The organism is Pantoea sp. PNA 14-12 (genome assembly GCF_004364735.1).
Taxonomy (GTDB): Bacteria; Pseudomonadota; Gammaproteobacteria; order Enterobacterales; family Enterobacteriaceae; genus Pantoea; species Pantoea stewartii.
Genome location: NZ_SOAJ01000003.1, coordinates 240817 through 256935 on the forward strand (window position 1 = coordinate 240817; position 16119 = coordinate 256935).

Annotated in this window: 15 protein-coding genes; 7 read left to right on the forward strand and 8 right to left on the reverse strand. The window is 55.7% G+C overall.

The genetic code is table 11. The features are described 5' to 3' along the window. Window positions 1-112: 112 nt before the first annotated feature. Both nlpI and C7434_RS12265 read left to right on the forward strand, forming a co-directional pair. A complete protein-coding gene (gene nlpI, locus C7434_RS12255) occupies window positions 113-997 on the forward strand; it encodes a lipoprotein NlpI (protein WP_033739194.1) in 885 nt (294 codons plus the stop codon). A 176-nt stretch (window positions 998-1173) separates the two neighbouring features. Next, the gene (locus tag C7434_RS12265) at window positions 1174-3030 is read left to right on the forward strand and encodes a DEAD/DEAH family ATP-dependent RNA helicase (protein WP_033739197.1); all 1857 of its coding nucleotides are present in this window, start codon (window positions 1174-1176) and stop codon (window positions 3028-3030) included. A 181-nt stretch (window positions 3031-3211) separates the two neighbouring features. On the opposite strand, the gene C7434_RS12270 is transcribed toward C7434_RS12265, so the two are convergent. The 3 genes from C7434_RS12270 to C7434_RS12280 all read right to left on the reverse strand — a co-directional run bounded on the left by C7434_RS12270 (window position 3212) and on the right by C7434_RS12280 (window position 6224). Further along, window positions 3212-4222, reverse strand: coding sequence for a luciferase-like monooxygenase (locus C7434_RS12270; protein ID WP_006121770.1), 1011 nt, complete (start codon window positions 4220-4222; stop codon window positions 3212-3214). 112 nt (window positions 4223-4334) lie between these two features. Then, window positions 4335-5219 (reverse strand): U32 family peptidase, encoded by an 885-nt coding sequence (locus C7434_RS12275; protein WP_033739200.1) that lies wholly within the window; start codon window positions 5217-5219, stop codon window positions 4335-4337. A 9-nt stretch (window positions 5220-5228) separates the two neighbouring features. After that, the gene (locus tag C7434_RS12280; RefSeq protein ID WP_133745554.1) at window positions 5229-6224 is read right to left on the reverse strand and encodes a peptidase U32 family protein; all 996 of its coding nucleotides are present in this window, start codon (window positions 6222-6224) and stop codon (window positions 5229-5231) included. Between the two features lie 181 nt (window positions 6225-6405). Here C7434_RS12280 and C7434_RS12285 point away from each other — a divergent pair, with 181 nt between their 5' ends. After that, window positions 6406-6954, forward strand: a complete 549-nt coding sequence (locus tag C7434_RS12285) for an SCP2 sterol-binding domain-containing protein (RefSeq protein WP_133745555.1) — start codon at window positions 6406-6408, stop codon at window positions 6952-6954. Further along, window positions 6948-7454 (forward strand): N-acetyltransferase, encoded by a 507-nt coding sequence (locus C7434_RS12290; protein ID WP_033739203.1) that lies wholly within the window; start codon window positions 6948-6950, stop codon window positions 7452-7454. The genes C7434_RS12285 and C7434_RS12290 overlap by 7 nt, the downstream gene beginning before the upstream one ends. Here the strand turns inward: C7434_RS12290 and C7434_RS12295 are convergent. Then, window positions 7438-7725, reverse strand: coding sequence for a GIY-YIG nuclease family protein (locus C7434_RS12295; protein WP_006121775.1), 288 nt, complete (start codon window positions 7723-7725; stop codon window positions 7438-7440). The two genes, C7434_RS12290 and C7434_RS12295, sit on opposite strands and share 17 nt — an antisense overlap. An 82-nt stretch (window positions 7726-7807) precedes the next feature. On the opposite strand from C7434_RS12295, the gene C7434_RS12300 reads away from it, so the two are divergent. Then, window positions 7808-8236, forward strand: coding sequence for a YhbP family protein (locus C7434_RS12300; RefSeq protein WP_033739205.1), 429 nt, complete (start codon window positions 7808-7810; stop codon window positions 8234-8236). Window positions 8237-8273: 37 nt separating this feature from the next. Here the strand turns inward: C7434_RS12300 and C7434_RS12305 are convergent, their stop codons facing one another. Continuing rightward, a complete protein-coding gene (locus C7434_RS12305) occupies window positions 8274-8795 on the reverse strand; it encodes a type 1 glutamine amidotransferase domain-containing protein (RefSeq protein ID WP_006121777.1) in 522 nt (173 codons plus the stop codon). A gap of 145 nt (window positions 8796-8940) precedes the next feature. On the opposite strand from C7434_RS12305, the gene C7434_RS12310 reads away from it, so the two are divergent. Continuing rightward, window positions 8941-9573, forward strand: a complete 633-nt coding sequence (locus C7434_RS12310; RefSeq protein ID WP_110267944.1) for an NAD-dependent epimerase/dehydratase family protein — start codon at window positions 8941-8943, stop codon at window positions 9571-9573. Here the strand turns inward: C7434_RS12310 and nrdG are convergent. Together nrdG and nrdD are read right to left on the reverse strand one after the other, a co-directional pair. Then, window positions 9565-10032 carry an anaerobic ribonucleoside-triphosphate reductase-activating protein gene (nrdG, locus tag C7434_RS12315; RefSeq protein WP_033739209.1) on the reverse strand — a complete coding sequence of 156 codons (468 nt, stop codon included), beginning with the start codon at window positions 10030-10032 and terminating at the stop codon, window positions 9565-9567. The two genes, C7434_RS12310 and nrdG, sit on opposite strands and share 9 nt — an antisense overlap. Further along, on the reverse strand, window positions 10029-12167 hold the full coding sequence (gene nrdD, locus C7434_RS12320; RefSeq protein WP_133745498.1) for an anaerobic ribonucleoside-triphosphate reductase: 2139 nt from the start codon (window positions 12165-12167) through the stop codon (window positions 10029-10031). The genes nrdG and nrdD overlap by 4 nt, the downstream gene beginning before the upstream one ends. A gap of 247 nt (window positions 12168-12414) precedes the next feature. On the opposite strand from nrdD, the gene C7434_RS12325 reads away from it, so the two are divergent. Then, a complete protein-coding gene (locus C7434_RS12325; RefSeq protein WP_133745499.1) occupies window positions 12415-14790 on the forward strand; it encodes a family 20 glycosylhydrolase in 2376 nt (791 codons plus the stop codon). Between the two features lie 217 nt (window positions 14791-15007). Here the strand turns inward: C7434_RS12325 and galR are convergent, their stop codons facing one another. Next, window positions 15008-16018 (reverse strand): HTH-type transcriptional regulator GalR, encoded by a 1011-nt coding sequence (galR, locus tag C7434_RS12330; protein ID WP_133745500.1) that lies wholly within the window; start codon window positions 16016-16018, stop codon window positions 15008-15010. Window positions 16019-16119: the final 101 nt, after the last annotated feature.

Consider the following 16119-nt stretch of genomic DNA (forward strand, 5'->3'; position numbering starts at 1 on the left):
TCTCCTTGCCTGGCAGGGGGAGGCTTTTGTGTCATCGCGAGGGCAGGAATCCTTGTGCACAGCAGGCGGATGACAGGACGGTTGTCCCAATGTTTGTATTCGGGAGTGGGAAATGAAGCCTTTTTTGCGCTGGTGTTTTGTTGCGACAGCTTTGACGCTGGCAGGATGCAGCAACTCCAATTGGCGTAAGAACGAAGTTCTTGCAGTACCTTTACAGCCCACACTGCAGCAGGAAGTGATTCTGGCTCGCATGGAACAAATTCTTGCCAGTCGAGCCCTTACCGATGATGAACGCGCACAGCTGTTATATGAGCGCGGAGTGTTGTATGATAGTCTGGGTCTGAGGGCATTAGCGCGGAACGATTTTTCGCAAGCGCTGTCTATAAGACCTGATATGCCAGAAGTGTTTAACTATCTTGGTATATACTTAACGCAGGCGGGCAACTATGATGCCGCCTATGAAGCGTTTGATTCTGTACTTGAGCTTGATCCAACTTACAACTATGCGCATTTAAATCGTGGTATCGCCCTCTATTACGGTGGTCGATACAAGTTAGCGCAAGATGATCTGCTGGCGTTTTATCAAGACGATCCTAACGATCCTTTCCGTAGCTTGTGGCTCTATCTTGTTGAAAGCAAGATGGACGCAGCCAAAGCAAAAGTGGCGCTTAAACAGCGTTACGACAAAGCGGTTAAGGACCAATGGGGATGGAATATTGTCGAGTTCTACCTGGGCGACATCAGCGAAGCAACACTGATGGAACGTCTCAAGGCGGACGCAACGGATAACACCTCGCTCGCTGAACATCTCAGTGAAACCAACTTCTATTTAGGTAAGTATTACCTAAGTCTGGGGGAGAAGGACAACGCAGAAGCGTTGTTCAAACTGGCGGTCGCCAACAACGTGAATAACTTTGTTGAACACCGATACGCATTGTTGGAACTGGCGCTACTCGGCCAGGCACAAGACGATTTATCAGAATCTGACCAGCAATAGCTGACGAACTTTTTTGCCTGTAAACCTGTCAAGTCATCATCTTCAGGGATGAGGGCTTTTCTGTTCGTCAAAACTTCTAATTTGAGCCGGTTCACACTTTTTGATGAAAATGACTGAAAGTTTTCACGACGAGTTATGTAGACTGGCCGCCGCAATCAACGAGGCACGTGTACTACATGACTGATATTCAAACCACTTTTGCAGACCTTGGCCTGAACGCCGACATCCTTGAATCACTGAACGGCATGGGCTACGTAAAGCCATCCCCAATCCAGGCTGAGTGTATTCCTCACCTGTTGGCGGGCCGTGACGTGTTAGGCATGGCGCAGACCGGGAGTGGTAAAACGGCAGCGTTCTCTCTGCCGCTGTTAAACAACATTGATCCGACTATTAAAGCACCGCAAATTTTGGTGCTGGCTCCGACCCGCGAACTGGCGGTTCAGGTTGCTGAAGCGATGACCGAATTCTCTAAGCACATGCGCGGTCTGAACGTAGTTGCCCTTTACGGCGGCCAGCGTTATGACGTGCAGCTGCGTGCTCTGCGCCAGGGACCCCAGGTTGTTGTGGGAACCCCAGGTCGTCTGCTGGATCACCTGAAGCGTGGCACGTTAGATCTGTCTAATCTGCGTGGTCTGGTGCTGGACGAAGCAGATGAAATGTTACGTATGGGCTTCATCGAAGACGTTGAAACCATCATGGCGCAGATCCCGGAAGGTCATCAGACCGCGCTGTTCTCTGCCACCATGCCAGAAGCGATTCGTCGCATCACCAGGCGTTTCATGAAAGATCCGCAGGAAGTGCGTATTCAGTCGAGCCTGACAACGCGTCCTGACATCAGCCAGAGCTACTGGACGGCTTACGGCCGTAAAACCGATGCACTGGTTCGCTTCCTGGAAGCAGAAGATTTTGATGCGGCGATCATCTTCGTTCGTACCAAAAATGCCACTCTGGAAGTCGCTGAAGCGCTGGAGCGTAGCGGTTACAACAGCGCGGCCCTGAACGGTGATATGAACCAGGCCCTGCGTGAGCAGACGCTGGAGCGTTTGAAAGATGGTCGTCTGGACATCCTGATCGCGACTGACGTTGCGGCTCGTGGCCTGGACGTTGAGCGTATCAGCCTGGTTGTTAACTACGATATCCCGATGGACGCCGAATCTTACGTTCACCGTATTGGCCGTACGGGTCGTGCGGGTCGTGCGGGGCGCGCACTGCTGTTCGTTGAGAACCGCGAGCGTCGTCTGCTGCGCAACATCGAACGCACCATGAAGCTGACTATTCCGGAAGTTGAGCTGCCAAACGCAGAGCTGCTGGGTCAGCGTCGTCTGGCTAAGTTTGCCGCGAAAGTTCAGCAGCAACTGGAAAGCAGCGATCTGGAACAGTACCGTGCACTGCTGACCAAAATGCAGCCTGAAGAAGAGCTGGATATCGAAACGCTGGCTGCCGCCCTGCTGAAAATGGCACAGGGTGAGCGTCCGCTGATCGTACCTGCTGACGCACCGCGTCCTCCGCGCCGCGAATTCCGTGAGCGTGATGATCGTCGCGACAGCCGTGGTCCACGTGACAGCCGTGATGGCGATCGTCCACGTCGTGAGCGTCGCGATGTTGGCGACATGCAGCTGTATCGCATTGAAGTGGGCCGTGATGACGGTGTTGAAGTTCGTCACATCGTTGGCGCGATTGCTAACGAAGGCGACATCAGCAGCCGTTACATCGGTAACATCAAACTGTTTGGTACGCACTCGACGATCGAACTGCCGAAAGGCATGCCGGGCGATGTCCTGCAGCACTTTACCCGTACGCGTATTCTCAACAAGCCGATGAATATGCAATTGCTGGGTGATGCACAGCCGCATGAAGGTGGCCGTGGTGAGCGTCGTTCAGGTTCTGGCGAGCGTCGTGGTCCTCGTCCTGAAGGTCAGGGCCGTCGTTTCTCTTCTGAGCGCCGTGAAGGTGGACGCAGCTTTAACCGTGAAGGCGGTCGTGGTCCACGTCGTGAAGACGGTGCTGCTGCACCTCGTCGTCGTGACGCATAAGCGAGACGATTTCGCATGATAAAAAGGGAAGCCTGCGGGCTTCCCTTTTTTTTGCCCTTGCGGTAAATCCCTGTCAGGGCAGACCGGCTGAGACAGCGGGGAAGCAAGATAAGTAAAGGGAAGCCAGCAGGCTTCCCTTTTTGTCTTTGCCTTTTACCTGGCGCGAAACAGAACGAGGCGTTTACAGCCCGCGTGCCGCCTCCATCGCCAGCTTAAAGGAGTGCAGACGTGCATCGGTATCGTAAATCTGACCGTTGACCATGATCTCATCGGCCTGCGTTTCACGCAGCAGCGAGGCCAGACCGTGACGCACTTTATCCACGTCCCCGACCAGCGACATGCTCAGAGCCTGCTGGACGCCATACTGTTCTGACGGCGACCAGAGGCTGTCCATGTTCTGCACCGGGGCAGGTAACGGACCGGGCTTGCCGCGACGCAAATTAATAAACTGCTGCTGCATTGAGGTAAACAGAAAACGGGCGTCGCTTTCCGTGTCCGCCGCCACGATGTTAATGCAGACGGTAGCATAAGGTTCAGCAAGGCGGGCTGACGGTGTAAAGTTTTCACGATAAACATGCAGAGCCTGGAACAGCTGGTCCGGTGCGAAATGCGAGGCAAACGCAAACGGCAGCCCCATTTTGGCCGAGAGCTGGGCGCTGTACAGGCTGGAACCCAGTAACCAGACGGGAATTTTCATCCCTAAACCAGGTACCGGCTGAACAGGCGGCTGCGCGCCAGCTTCTGCATCAAACCAGTGAATCAGCTCGGCCACATCATCCGGAAACGTATCGGCCTGCATGCCTGACAGGTTGCGACGTAAAGCCAGCATCGTGCGCTGATCCGATCCTGGCGCACGGCCTAATCCCAGATCGATGCGATCGGGATACAGCGATGCCAGGGTGCCGAACTGTTCTGCGATCACCAGCGGCGCGTGATTGGGCAACATAATGCCGCCAGAGCCCAGACGCAGCGTCGTGGTGTTTGCGGCCAGATAGCCGATTAACACGGCTGTGGCGGCGCTGGCGATGCCGGTCATATTATGGTGCTCAGCTAACCAGTAACGTTCAAATCCCAGAGCTTCGGCCTGACGTGCCAGCGCAAGTGAATTCTGAAACGCATCACGTGGCGTAGCGCCCTGAGGAACAGGGGCAAGATCGAGTACAGAGAGGCGAACGTTTTTTTTCTCAGACATGGGTACTCCAGAGGTTATAGCGCAGGTTTCATACCCTGCACTATTAAGTATTGCGCAACATTCGCTATATTAAAACGCTTTACGCCCACTCTCTGTTGCCTGTATGTGCGTTTCAGTCGGTGGTCTGTAAAACCATCCCCGGCAGTTTACGCCAGTAGCCATTGCAGTCCCGGTTTTTCTCGATCGCTAACGGGGCCTGGCCCGCTTCGTTGTCGCGAAAACGGTCAACAAGGCTTAAGGTTTCCTCGCTTTGTGGTGAAAGTCGCACGATATCGACACAGTTGTGCATGCTTACCAGATCGTTGCCCAGGTTGTAACAGTAGCCACTCAGCGTCTGAATACCGTTCAGAACGAAAACCTGTTGTTGCTCCTGCGAAAGCACCCTGCGTCCGTTCGGATAATGACGGCAGCAGGTTTCGCAGTCATCTTTAGCACGATTCTCCGAGCGGGCCGTAAAGCATCGCGCTGACAGGGCTAGCGGTAAATGCCCATAGCCCAGCACCTCCACTTCAAACTGTTCGCGAATACCGCGCGTTTCGCACTGCGCCAGCAGAGTTAACAACCAGTCTCGTGGCATTTCAACGGGCAGGCACCAGCGCGCCATACCTTCTTTCACCAGCAGATGTAAGGTGTCAGCGTTATAAACGTTCAGGGTAGGACCGGCGACAAAGGGCAGCTTGCGCTCCGCCGCCATGTTGACCGTCCCCATGTCGTTGGCCTCGATAAGAAACTCGCCATTTTCGACATAACGCTGTAACTCTTTCAGTTCGGATGGGGATTGCAGCAGCGCCAGCGTGCTCACGACAACCTGCTTGCCGCTGGCAGCCAGCTCACGCGCTAAATCCATCCAGGCGGCAAACGAGGTTGCGCGGCGCTTGCTGCATACGGTTTCGCCCAGGTAAATGATGTCGGCACTGCTTTGGGCGGCGAGGTGGTAAAAGTGTTGCAGTGTGTCGCCAGGCCAGTACCACAGCACCGGGCCAAGGGAATATTTCATGCTGTCTCCTTATTGCCAGTCACGATGGTAAGCACCTAACGTGGTTTGCGTTCCTTCAGACAGCGCCCCTAATGTCTGCATCCATTTCTCGCTGACGTCAAAGCTATCCGGCGCGGCCTGACAGCGATTGATCGCCTGACGCCAGACGCGCGCCACCTCAGAAATATAGGCTGGGCTGCGTTGACGGCCTTCAATCTTCACTGAGGCAATGCCCGCCCGCAGCAGCTCAGGCAGCAGTTCCAGGGTATTCAGGCTGGTGGGCTCTTCCAGCACGTGGTAGCGCTGTTCGTCAATCTCGTAACGCCCTTTACACAGGGTGGGATAACCCGCGCTTTCATCCGCACCGTAACGGTCAACCAATACGTCATTCAGGCGCACCTCCATCCCGGCAGGCGTTTGCTGCCAGCGCACAAACTTCGCCGGCGAGCAGGCGCCTTTGCTGTTTGGCGATTCCCCTGTGAGCCAGGAGGACAGGTAGCAGCGACCTTCGGCCATAATACACAGGCTGCCAAAGGCAAATACTTCCAGCGGGACTGGCGTACTGCGCGCCAGTTGTTTTACCTGATGGAGGGATAAAACACGGGGCAGCACTACGCGATGCAAAGTGAAATGACGGTGATAAAAACGGATGGCTTCCAGATTGGTGGCCGAGGCCTGAACGGACAAGTGTCGCTCTATGTGTGGATAGCGTTCGCGGGCATAGGCCAGCGTGGCGATATCGGCCAGTATCAGCGCATCCGCTCCACAGTCCGCCGCCACATCAATGGCCCGCTGCCAGCGATGCACGCTATCAGGGTGTGCAAAGGTATTAATGGCAACGTGCAGTTTGCGACGATGCTGATGTAAATAACAGGCTGCTTCAAGTAATTTCTTATCCGTAAAGTTTAGCCCGGCAAAATGACGCGCATTGGTATCGTCTTTTAGCCCGACATAGACCGCATCGGCCCCATTCTCAACGGCGGCGCGCAGGGCTGGCAGGCTCCCGGCCGGACACAGCAACTCCATACCCAATCCTCTCGACATACAGATGGAGCCCGAGTCTAGTCATGCCGCGTTGCGCAAATCTTGATTTGGGGCAGTGAAAGCCGTTTTGATGCGTGAGGCTGGCGTATTTTTAATCGGTCAGCTGTTGGTTTTATTGATCTCACCGACGGCGATAACCGGTGTCTGTGGCAATATAGCTAAAATGTTTTTAACAGGAGTGACGAGCGTGCTTCAGCGGTTTTCAGCCAGTTTAGTGAAAAATGGTCCTAAAATTATTGGTTTACCGGCGAAGATTGCCCCGTTTACCTTGAAGAAGCCCCTCTTGCAGCAACTCTTAAACTGGCAATTTCGTCATGTTTTGGCTGAAGGTGAGTTAGACTTCCTTCAGGGACGCTTTTTAGGCATTGAGATCCTTGATATGCATCTCACCTGGATGACCACGCTAGAGGATGGCCGACTGAAGGTGTTGCAGCATGCCGAAGCAGATGTCTGGTTCCGGGGCAATGCCAATGATTTGTTGCTGGTAGCCGCGCGTAAAGCGGATCCTGATATGCTTTTCTTTCAGCGTCGATTGCTGATTGAAGGGGATACTGAACTGGGACTGGAGGTTAAGAACGTAATGGATGCAATAGAATTCGACACCATGCCCGTAGGGTTACGTACCGCCATTCAGCACATGGCTGCGATTGTGGAAACAACGATGCAACAGGACGCGAACGCCGTACAGGCACGCGCAGGTGTTTCATGTTAATACGAACGGAAATTGGCGTTGACGCCGCCGGAATCGATGCACTGCTCCGACGTTGTTTCCCTACATCGGCCGAGGCGGAACTGACACAGGCACTGCGCGAAGATGGCCTGTTAACGCTTGGCGTCGTGGCAACCGATGATGAAGGACAAGTGCTGGGTTATGCTGCCTTTAGTCCGGTCACGATGCAGGGCGAGGATCGCGGCTGGGTCGGCCTTGCGCCGCTGGCCGTTGATGAACCTTTACGGGGACAGGGCATTGCGAAACGCCTCATTTACGAAGGTCTGGATACGCTCAATGAGTTTGGTTACAGCGCGGTAGTCGTACTTGGCGAGCCTGCGCTGTTTCATCCGCTGGGATTTGAACCTGCGGCGCGCCGGGGATTGCACTGTCGCTGGCCGGACAGTGAAGCCGCTTTCCAGGTTTACCGTCTGGCCGATAATGCCTTCGACGACGCGGAAGGGCGCATTGAGTATGCAGCTCCCTTTAACGCACTGCGCTAAGCCAGGTTTCGAGACTCTGCGGTTGCTCGGCAACCAGTTGCAGTTTGCGTTGCCGGGGAAGTTGCTTGACCTGATATTCCAGCCTGGATGCCTGCGCGCGGTCACCTGCCGCGCAGGCATAAACCAGCGCCAGTGGGCCTTTTCCGCGCAGGGCCCGGGCTCCACGACCACACTCATGTTGCGCAAGGCGGCGCGTGACGTCGGTCGTGATGCCGGTATATAACAGACCGGCGGCCGTTTTTATCAGGTAAAGTTGCCAGTGCTGACTCATAATCTGTCCCAGAAATGCCTGCCCGGCAGTGTAACGCGCTTCCCCATCGTGCGCTATCCGTTGCCCTTATCCGGAGTTGATTGTGTCTGATCTTTCCCATCTTATTCGCTACCTGAAGAAGCAACATGTCCTGTCACTGTGCTGCAGTGCCGGAAATGAACTGTGGTGTGCAAACTGTTACTACGTGTTTGATGAGGCACGTATGGCATTCTGGTTGATGACGGAACCGGATACACGTCATGGCCTTCTGGCCAGCAAAAATCCTCACGTGGCCGGAACGATCAATGGTCAGCCGAAAACGGTCTTACTGATAAAAGGGGTGCAGTATCGTGGACGCATCAGGCAACTGCGTGAGGAGGAGGCGGTTGAAGCTCGCCATGCCTATCAGCGCCGTTTCCCGATGTCACGCAGCGTGTCTGCACCGCTGTGGGAAATCACGCTCGATGAGCTGAAAATGACCGATAACGCGCTGGGATTTGGCAAAAAGATTGCCTGGCTGCGGGAAGAGTAGTGCGCCCTGATCCCTGACGGAAAAGGGCGCCAACGCGTTACAGCGCTTCCAGAATGCGCAGGGACTCACGGTTAAAAGCAGGCAGGTCAGCCGGGGTGCGGCTGGTTACCAGCTTGTCACTGTCCACCACCACTTCTTCATCGCGGAAATCAGCCCCGGCATTAATCAGGTCGACCGCAATGGCTTTTACGCTGGTCATTTTTCGGCCGCGGACGCCATTGGCACTGATCAGCAACTGTGGCCCGTGGCAGATCGCAAACACCGGTTTGCCGCTTGCCACGAAGTCTTTGGTGAAAGCGACGAAGCGGTCGTCGCCGCGCAGGGCGTCAGGTGAATGGCCGCCAGGCAGCAGCAGCGCGTCAAACTCAGCCGCACTGACATCGTCGATGCTGCGGTCAATCTTCACTTCCGCATCACCCTGTTTGCCTTTAACGGTTTTACCCGCCTGCTCCTCAATGGTCACCACCTCGTAGCCAGCACGTTTATACACTTCCGCTGGCGAGGTAAACTCAGAGTCTTCAAATTCATCGGTGATCAATACCGCAATTTTGGTGCTCATCTTTACCCTCCTGTAGGCATGTTAGGCGCTTAATGCGCTATCCTGATACGCATTAAGCCTGGCTGCCGACATCAGGAAAGCAAGCCAGACGGCGCACATTGACCAGATTTTGCACGGCTGGTGATGAAACAGGGACAATTCTGAGATGAATCGCGTATTAGTGACCGGCGCAACCGGATTAGTCGGGTCATATCTGCTGCGTTTACTGGTTGATGATCCTCGCATCGATGAGATTATCGCCCCGACGCGCCGCGCGTTGCCTGTTATGAACAAGGTGATCAATCCGGTTGAGGACGATCTGACCGATGTGCTTCAGCCCCTGGATGGGCCACTGACCACGGTATTTTGCTGCCTGGGCACCACGCGCAAACAGGCAGGCAGTAAAGCGGCCTTTATTCATGTGGATTACACGCTGGTGGTGGACACCGCGTTGAATGGCTTACGACTGGGTGCCACGCAGATGCTGGTGGTGAGTGCGCACGGCGCGCATCGCCATTCGCCCTTTTTATACAGCCGCGTAAAAGGTGAGATGGAGAATACGCTGCGCCACCAGAACTGGGCACGCCTGGTTTTCGTCCGGCCATCTTTATTGCTCGGTGAAAGAAAAGAGAAACGCCGCGGAGAAAGCCTGATGGCACCGTTGTTTTCCTGGTTGCCCGGCAACTGGCGTGCAGTGTCAGCACAGGATGTGGCCCGCTGTCTGCATCAGCAGGCCTTCATGGATAAAGCCGGCGTCACCCTCATTGAATCCGGGGCGATTCCCCGCTCTTCAGCGTAAATACCAGATGTGCTGATTACGACTGCCGCGCCATAAGAGGGTGGCGTCTTTTTCGGCTTCTTCAAAGCGCCCGTCGATCAGAACGTCAATCCAGGGCAGCACTTCACGCTGCGCGGACGTCAGTGACGCCATTTCATAGCCGGTCCATAGCCAGATATCTTTGCCCGGGCAGGTCTGTTTGACGCGTTTCACCAGACGACGAATATGCGGCACATTCTGTGGATGCAGGGGATCGCCGCCGCTTAACGATAAGCCCTGTCGTGGGATGCGCGTGTCGTTCAGATCGGCCAGCAGTTGTTCTTCCATCGCCAGGGTAAACGGCACCCCGGAATCCAGCCGCCAGGTACGTTGATTGTAACAGCCGCGGCACTGGTGCTCGCAGCCAGAGACAAACAGGGTACAGCGGGTGCCGGGGCCGTTCACGATATCGACATCGTAGTAACGATGAATGCGCATCATTCCAGCTGGCCGCTATTAAGATGTTTCACCCGACGCTGCACTTCCTGTTGTTTTCCCGCATTAAACGGGCGCGCGTCCGGACTGCCCAGATAGCCACAAACCCGCCGTGTGACCGAAACCCGTGCAGGATCGTGATTGCCGCAGTTCGGGCAGGTAAATCCGCGGCTGGTACAGGTGAACTCCCCGTTGAAGCCACAGTCGTAACATTCGTCAATTGGCGTGTTGGTGCCGTAGTAAGGCACGCGGTCGTAGCTGTAATCCCAGACGTCTTCCAGCGCCTTAAGGTTGTGCTGCACATTGGGATATTCGCCGTAACAGATAAAACCGCCATTGGAGAGTGGCGGATAGGGGGCTTCAAAATCGATTTTTTCGTAAGGATTCACCTTCTTCTCAACGTCCAGATGGAAGCTGTTGGTGTAATAACCTTTGTCGGTCACGCCTTTTATCACACCAAATTCAGCCGCATCCAGACGGCAGAAACGGTCACATAAGTTTTCGCTGGGGGTACTGTAGAGGCTAAAGCCATAGCCCGTTTCCGCTTTCCAGGCGTCGGTCGCCGCGCGCAGACGTGCCACGATGGCCACGCCTTTGGCGCGCAGGGTTGCATCATCAAAAGGATGGACTGAGGCGCCGCTCAACGCATTCAGTGTTTCGTGCAAGCCGATGAAACCGAGAGACAAGGAGGCGCGGCCATTGCGGAAAATCGACCCCACCTCATCGTCTGCCTGCAAACGCACGCCGCAGGCACCTTCCATATAAAGAATGGGCGCAACCCGGGCTTTGGTTTTTTCCAGCCGGGCAACACGCGTCATCAATGCCCGTTTCGCCAGCATCAGCCTGTCATCCAGTAACGCCCAGAAACGCGCCTCATCACCCTCTGCTTCCAGCGCGATACGTGGCAGATTCAGACTGATGACGCCGATATTGTTGCGCCCTTCATGAATCTGCTCGCCATTTTCTTCGTAAACGCCCAGAAAACTGCGACAGCCCATCGGCGTTTTAAAGGAGCCGGTAACCTTAACGACCTGATCATAATTGAGAATATCGGGATACATTCGTTTGCTGGCACAGGCCAGCGCCAGTTGCTTAATGTCATAGTTCACATCGCCCGGACGACGGTTAACGCCTTCCCGAATCGCAAACACCAGCTTCGGGAAGACGGCCGTTTTGCGATTTTTACCCAGTCCTGCCAGACGGTTACGCAAGATGGATGTCTGCACCAGACGGGCGGCCCAGCTTGTCCCCAACCCGAATCCAAACGTGACAAACGGTGTCTGGCCATTTGCCGTATGCAGCGTGTTCACCTCATATTCCAGCGACTGAAAGGCGTCATAACACTCTTTTTCGGTACGCTGGCGGGCATAGGCTTCCGCCTGCGGGATATCCCAGTGCTGCGCTACCTCTTTATGCCGGGCAAAACTTTTTTCAACATAGGGTGCCAGCACCTCGTCAATTCGATTCAGCGTGGTTCCGCCATAGATATGGCTGGCAACCTGGGCAATGATTTGCGCGGTCACCGCAGTGGCGGTAGCAATCGACCTGGGCGGCTCGATCTCCGCGTTACCCATTTTAAAACCGTTGGTCAGCATGCCTTTCAAATCGATCAGCATGCAGTTAAACATGGGGAAGAAAGGCGAGTAATCGAGATCGTGATAATGGATCTCGCCGCGCTCATGCGCCTGAACCACATCACGAGGCAGGATTTGCTGCTGGGCGTAATGTTTCGCCACAATCCCGGCCAGCAAATCGCGTTGGGTCGGGATCACTTTGCTGTCTTTATTGGCATTTTCATGAAGCAGGGCGGCATTGGTCTGATCGACCAGGCCACGGATGGCATGATGCAACTGGCTGCGGCGTTCGCGCTCGACGTCACGATCGTGACGATAGGCAATATAAGCCCGTGCCAGTTGTGGATAAGGTCCGGCCATCAGCGTTTCTTCCACCGCACACTGAATATCCTGAATGTCGACGTCCTGACGATCAACCAGTTGTGCGCTAACCTGTCCGGCCACCGCGTCGCACCATTCGGCATCGTCGACGTTCGCTGCCCGCGCAGCCGCCATAACGGCCGCTGCGATACGTTGTGCATCAAAGCTTACGCGGCATCCGTCGCGCTTTATCACCACCGTTGCCATGTTCTCTCCGTTAACTACATATAGGTGTTGTTTCGGATTTTAGACTCAACATGTAGTGACTGCAGCGAATTAATTCGTCTCGTTTTGACCTGAAACAAAGAAGCCGTAAACACGCGCAGAAAATCAGCACGACAAAAAAATCGCCCCGGGGGCGCCTTTTCGGACGGACTGATTTGATCAGCCACGCAAAATGACATTACTCTGGTGACCGACCTTTTTTGCCATCGACTTGCAGGGTACCGTGCCAATGTCGCTACGCCGAAATGTGCTTATCTGTTGTTGTGCTTTGTCCTTTTCTGCCGCAGCGGACACGTTGCCGTTAATGCCATGGCCACAGCAGGTAGAGCAACCTGCCAACGCAGGCTGGCTGACGTTGACGCCACAGCTCACCTTGCGCATCGAGGGGGACAGGTTACCCGGTGCCGAAACGCGCTGGTTGTCACGCATTGCCCGACAAACCGGCTGGCCTTTACTGCCAACCGATCAGGCCATAACCCCGCCTACGATTCGCCTGCAGATTGCAACGGTTACCGATCCCATTCCGCAGCCAGACAGCGATGAAAGCTACCAGCTTAACGTCAACAGTGACGGCGTTCTGCTACGGGCCAACACCCGTTTTGGTGCGATGCGCGGCATGGAAACACTGCTGCAACTGATTGAAAACACGCCCGAAGGCACCCGCATTCCCTGGGTGACGATCCAGGATAAACCGCGCTTTGCGTGGCGCGGCATCCTGATCGACAGTGCCCGCCACTTCATGCCGGTCAGAACGATTAAGCGGCAGATTGATGGCATTGCGGCGGCACGGATGAACGTGCTGCACTGGCATCTGACGGACGATCAGGGCTGGCGTTTCGCCTCCAGCCGCTATCCTCAACTACAACAAAACGCCAGCGACGGCCTTTTCTATACCCAGGAAGAGATGCGCGACGTGGTGCAGTATGCGGCGGAACGTGGCGTGCGCGTAGTGCCGGAACTCGATTTTCCCGGACATGCCTCTGCGCTGGCAGTGGCGATGCCAGAACTGATCAGCGCCCCCGGTCCTTATCGGATGGAGCGCGGCTGGGGCGTCTTTAAGCCGCTGCTGGATCCCAGTAATGAGCAGGTTTACCAGGTCATTGATGCGCTAATCGGAGAAGTCGCCGCCATTTTTCCCGATCCGTATGTGCATATTGGCGGCGATGAGGTCGATCCCAGCCAGTGGCAGGCATCATCCCGCATTCAGCAATTTATGCACGATCGTGGTCTTGCCGACAGTCACGCGCTTCAGGCGTACTTTAATCAGCGCCTTGAAAAAATTCTCGAAAAACATCAACGACACATGGTGGGCTGGGATGAGATCGCCCATCCGGATCTGCCCCACAGCATTCTGATCCAGTCCTGGCAGGGCCAGGATGCGCTGGGTACCGTCGCCAAAAATGGCTATCGCGGCATTCTCTCCACCGGGTTCTATCTGGATCAGCCGCAACCGGCCAGCTATCACTATCGCAATGAAATCTATCCCCAGGGGCTTGAGGGCAAAGATGTCATTCAGCCGGGTGACCAGGCGCAGAGCTGGTCGTTCTCTATGCCGCGGTTAAAAGGCAGTCCGGTGACGGGCAGCTTTACGCTGATTAAAGGTCGTGACGGCTGGCGCGGGTTTATTGATTTCGCGGGTAAGTCGCGCCGTCTGGTGAAAGGGATTGCGTGGCTGGCACCCGATCGTCTGACGTTCGAGGTCGATACGTGGATGGGACCGTTCCAGCCCGTGGTGACGCTGACCGGTAACCAGCTCAGCGGGTATATGCGGGTGGGGAACGTACGCTACGCCACCGAAGGCCGACGCCTTGATGCCGTGCCAGCCGGTATTCAGCCGGTGCTGCCCGATGCGCGGCAGAAGCAGCAAAACCTGCTGGGCGGCGAGGCCGCGCTGTGGGCCGAAAACGTCAATAGCACGATCATTGATACTAAACTCTGGCCGCGCGCTTTTGTAGTGGCCGAACGGTTATGGTCAGCGCAGAACGTCACCGATCCAGACAGCATGTATCAACGGCTTGCGGCGATGGATCGCTGGACAACGATCTCCGTCGGCCTGCAACAGCACGATCAGACGGAACGACAGATGATGCGGCTGGCCAACAGTACCCATATCGAGCCGCTGCGCGTGCTGGCCCAGGCGCTGGAACCGGCACAATACTATACGCGTCAGCATCTCAAGTTTCAGGCCGGGCATTACAACTACTTTGAACCACTGAATCGCCTGGCGGACGTCTTACCGGCTGAAAGTGATACCGTCCGGGCGCTGGAGAAGCAGGTTGCCCTGCTGATTGAAGACCGGACCGATCCTGCCGCCGCGACGGCGATTCGTGCACAGTTACAACACTGGCACGAAAATTATTCGCAGGTTCAGCCGCTACTGAATGCCACCCAGCCGCTCCATGCGCTGGCGGGCAGCGCCAGGCAGGTTGATGCACTGAGCGTGATGGGCATGGCGATGGTGGATGCCTATGTACGTAACCAGGCCTTTGGGGCGGGCGAGGTGGCGCAGATGCAGGCGAAGCTGGATGCAGCGGCACAGGTGCAGGATGAGACGGTCATTGCACTCGTACGGCCCCTTGAACGCCTCCTTCATGCTTTCAAATAAGCTGGCGTGCGCGCAGCAGGCGCATTGTCTGCGGTTCTCCATCACGGTCACGGACTACAGTAAGCTCCCGGGGATGGCTCATCTTGCCGCCTTCCTGCAGCGCGAAGGCCCGGCTTATTTCGCAGAACAGACAGAGAGAGAAAAGATGCAAAAAATGGTGGGTATCATCCTGCACCATCAACATATGCCGCGCCAAAGGTCGCGGCAAGGCAGGAACTCAGGACGAGGTGGCCGGGCCGCTGACCGAGTGGCGGCGGACTAACGTCGGGCTGAACATATTGGTCACTTCAGGAACGGGCTGGTGGTGAGCCAGCGCCAGCGCCAGCTCGGCGGCTTGCTGCGCCATAGTGACGATGGGATAACGCACCGTCGTCAGGCGCGGGCGAACGTAGCGGGAAACCAGCACGTCATCAAAACCGATCAGGGACATCGCTTCGGGAACCTGTACGCCATTATCGCTTAATACCGCCAGTGCCCCGGCGGCCATGGAGTCGTTATAGCAGGCTACGGCAGTAAAGTTTCTGCCGCGTCCCAGTAACTCCGTCATCGCCTGCTCGCCGCCGACTTCATCCGGTTCGCCCCAGGCGACCAGCCTGTCGTTACAGGGCAGGCCGTGCTCTTCCAGGGCATCGTAATAGCCCTGCAGGCGGTCTTCCGCATCCGAAATGGTGTGAGTGGAACAGATAAACGCGATATTTTGATGGCCCAGTTGAATCAGATGGCGCGTGGCCAGCCAGGCACCGTAGCGGTCATCAAGCGCAATACAGCGTTGTTCAAACCCCTTTAGCAGGCGATTTACTAACACCATGCCGGGCATCTGCTTCATCAACACTTCCAGCTCGCTGTCGGGGATTTTCTTGGCGTGAACCACCAGCGCCGCGCAGCGATGACGCATCAGTTGTTCGATAGCCTGATGCTCTTTTTGCTCATTATGGTAACCGTTACCAATCAGCAAAAAGTTGCCTGTCTGACCTGCCACTTCATCTACCGCTTTCACCATCGCGCCAAAGAACGGGTCGGATACATCGCCCACCACCAGCCCCAGGGTTTCGGTTGACTGCTGTGCCAGCGCCCGTGCATTGGCGTTTGGATGGTACTGGAGCGATTCCATGGCCTGATTCACTGCCTGGCGCGAACTGTCACTGGCCTTAGGCGAATTGTTGATCACGCGGGAAACCGTGGCGACAGAAACACCCGCCAGCCGGGCAACATCCTTAATGGTAGCCATGGGTTTACCTGATTTTGGGGAAACGTTTACACATCGCTCCAGTGTTACGGAAAAGCGTACGCACATCAAGCCAACAGAATGCCAGCAAGGTCGCAAACAGG

Coding starts and splice junctions, on each gene's coding strand:
- C7434_RS12280 (WP_133745554.1), bottom strand. CDS start 6,224: ATGGAGTTGCTGTGTCCGGCCGGGAGCCTGCCAGCCCTGCGCGCCGCC.
- C7434_RS12310 (WP_110267944.1), top strand. CDS start 8,941: ATGAATCGCGTATTAGTGACCGGCGCAACCGGATTAGTCGGGTCATAT.
- C7434_RS12270 (WP_006121770.1), bottom strand. CDS start 4,222: ATGTCTGAGAAAAAAAACGTTCGCCTCTCTGTACTCGATCTTGCCCCT.
- nrdG (WP_033739209.1), bottom strand. CDS start 10,032: ATGATGCGCATTCATCGTTACTACGATGTCGATATCGTGAACGGCCCC.
- C7434_RS12305 (WP_006121777.1), bottom strand. CDS start 8,795: ATGAGCACCAAAATTGCGGTATTGATCACCGATGAATTTGAAGACTCT.
- galR (WP_133745500.1), bottom strand. CDS start 16,018: ATGGCTACCATTAAGGATGTTGCCCGGCTGGCGGGTGTTTCTGTCGCC.
- C7434_RS12295 (WP_006121775.1), bottom strand. CDS start 7,725: ATGAGTCAGCACTGGCAACTTTACCTGATAAAAACGGCCGCCGGTCTG.
- C7434_RS12275 (WP_033739200.1), bottom strand. CDS start 5,219: ATGAAATATTCCCTTGGCCCGGTGCTGTGGTACTGGCCTGGCGACACA.
- C7434_RS12265 (WP_033739197.1), top strand. CDS start 1,174: ATGACTGATATTCAAACCACTTTTGCAGACCTTGGCCTGAACGCCGAC.
- C7434_RS12285 (WP_133745555.1), top strand. CDS start 6,406: ATGTTTTTAACAGGAGTGACGAGCGTGCTTCAGCGGTTTTCAGCCAGT.
- nrdD (WP_133745498.1), bottom strand. CDS start 12,167: ATGGCAACGGTGGTGATAAAGCGCGACGGATGCCGCGTAAGCTTTGAT.
- nlpI (WP_033739194.1), top strand. CDS start 113: ATGAAGCCTTTTTTGCGCTGGTGTTTTGTTGCGACAGCTTTGACGCTG.
- C7434_RS12290 (WP_033739203.1), top strand. CDS start 6,948: ATGTTAATACGAACGGAAATTGGCGTTGACGCCGCCGGAATCGATGCA.
- C7434_RS12325 (WP_133745499.1), top strand. CDS start 12,415: ATGTCGCTACGCCGAAATGTGCTTATCTGTTGTTGTGCTTTGTCCTTT.